Source organism: Vibrio sp. Vb0937, from assembly GCF_033338855.1.
The window spans coordinates 1-2,149 of record NZ_JAWOTK010000080.1; the positions used below are offsets into that span (position 1 = coordinate 1).

General features: G+C 46.4%; 2 protein-coding genes. Both read right to left on the reverse strand.

What is annotated here, in order from left to right; all coding sequences use genetic code 11:
* Positions 1 to 208: 208 nt before the first annotated feature.
* Positions 209 to 1,666, reverse strand: coding sequence for a UDP-N-acetylmuramate--L-alanine ligase (gene murC / locus R7P67_RS23240; protein ID WP_318086118.1), 1,458 nt, complete (start codon positions 1,664 to 1,666; stop codon positions 209 to 211).
* A 22-nt stretch (positions 1,667 to 1,688) separates the two neighbouring features.
* Positions 1,689 to 2,149: glycosyltransferase (locus R7P67_RS23245; RefSeq protein WP_318086119.1), on the reverse strand; the 461-nt coding region annotated here is incomplete at its 5' end.

The following is a 2,149-nucleotide window of genomic DNA, read 5'->3' on the forward strand; positions in this document are numbered from 1 at the left end:
AAGTGCAATATTCAACAACGTCTTCGTTTCCTGACTTTTGTCGTGTACTTTTCACCGCATAATATCGTATCGGCAAAAGTATTGACTTTAACCTTGGGATTATACTGAGCTCTTGTAAACTATCAAACACTGATAACAATAAATCACAACGATCTTGACGCAAAATCGAGATCTGAGTCTTATCTGTCCTTTGCGTCATCACTCTGACTTATCCAAGCATCTTGTTTATATTTAACTCAAGATTAGCCAGCTGTTTGGCAACTTTACCAACATCACCAGCACCTTGCGTTAAAATTAGGTCGCCGTCTTGTATAACGTTAGCCAAAACTGATGGTAATTGCTCGATTTCTGGAACAAAAATCGGATCTACTTTACCTCGGCTGCGAATCGTACGGCACAAAGAGCGTCCATCCGCGCCGGCAATCGGTTTTTCACCCGCGGCATACACGTCAAGCATGATCAATACATCAACCTGCTCAAGCACGTTTGCAAAATCATCGTAAAGGTCACGAGTGCGACTGTAACGATGTGGTTGGAAAATCATAACCAATCGCTTATCTTGCCAACCACTGCGTGCTGCCTTAATGGTTACGTCAACTTCCGTTGGGTGATGACCGTAATCATCGACTAACATCGCATGACCGTTACCTGTATCAAACTCACCAAGGTGATCAAAACGACGGCCAGTACCTTGAGTGCCCGCCATCGCTTTTAGAATCGCGTCATCTTCAATGTCGTCTTCCGTTGCGACCGCTATTGCTGCTGATGCGTTCAACGCATTGTGACGGCCTGGAATGTTTAGCGTGATATCGAGGTTAGCTCGACCTTTACGTACTACTGTAAATTTACCTTGCTGACCTTCTTGATGATAATTTTCGATACGTACGTCCGCATCGTCAGAAAAGCCGTAGGTGATCACTTGACGGCTAATACGCGGAATCAACTCACGAATCACTGGATCATCGATACAGACAATGGCTTGGCCATAAAACGGCAGGTTGTGAAGAAAATCAATGAAGGTTTGTTTCAACGTTTCGAAGTCACCACCGTAGGTATCCATGTGGTCAGCTTCGATGTTGGTAACGATGCTCACCATAGGTTGCAGGTGCAAGAAAGAGGCGTCGCTCTCATCCGCTTCTGCAATCAGAATACGGCTAGAGCCCAAGCGCGCATTGGTGCCCGCGCTCTTTACTAGACCGCCGTTTACAAACGTAGGATCAAGGCCTGATTCGGAATAGATTTGTGTGACTAGTGCTGTGGTGGTGGTTTTACCATGTGTACCCGCAACAGCGATACCATGACGGAATCGCATCAGTTCAGCCAGCATTTCTGCTCGGCGAACAATAGGAATACGCAATTCACGAGCCGCCATGACTTCAGGGTTTTCTTCGTTAATCGCGGTGGAAACGACTACCACACTAGCCTTTTCGACATTACTTGCTTGGTGACCAATAAATACGGTTGCCCCTTTCGACACTAAGCGCTCGGTTACTGGGTTTTCAGACAAGTCTGAACCCGTGATTTCATAACCTTCGTTTAGAAGAACTTCAGCAATGCCGCTCATGCCCGCACCACCGATACCGATGAAGTGGATGCATTTCACGCGACGCATTTCTGGTACCATCGCGCGAATCTGAGCTAAGTCTTGTGTATGTTGGATAGTCATTAATTCGATTCTCAATAATTCGTTAACGCTTTTCGGTCAAAGCGACAATGGCTTGTGCGACAACTTTGTCAGCATCTAATTTTGCGGCACTGCGTGCCTTTTGAGCCATTGAAAGTAAAGCTTGGCGATCCAATTGTTGGATCTGTTGAGTCAAAGACTCCACGGTTAAATCAGGTTGTTCAATCATCTTCGCAGCACCGCATTCCACTAAGTGGTCGGCATTCAGTGCCTGTTGACGGTCTTTATGCATGAACGGGATAAAAATCGCGCCTACACCTGCTGCTGAGACTTCAGATACCGTCAATGCGCCAGAACGGCACACTAGCAGATCTGCCCACGCATACGCTTGTGCAACATCATCGATAAACTCGGTCACTTCTGCATTAGCAACATTGTTCGCTTGATAAGCAGCTTGCACTTCTTGCGCTGCGCCTTTACCTGCTTGATGACGAATACAGTAGTCTTGTCCCAAGTTTGCCATCA

Coding starts and splice junctions, on each gene's coding strand:
- murC (WP_318086118.1), bottom strand. CDS start 1,666: ATGACTATCCAACATACACAAGACTTAGCTCAGATTCGCGCGATGGTA.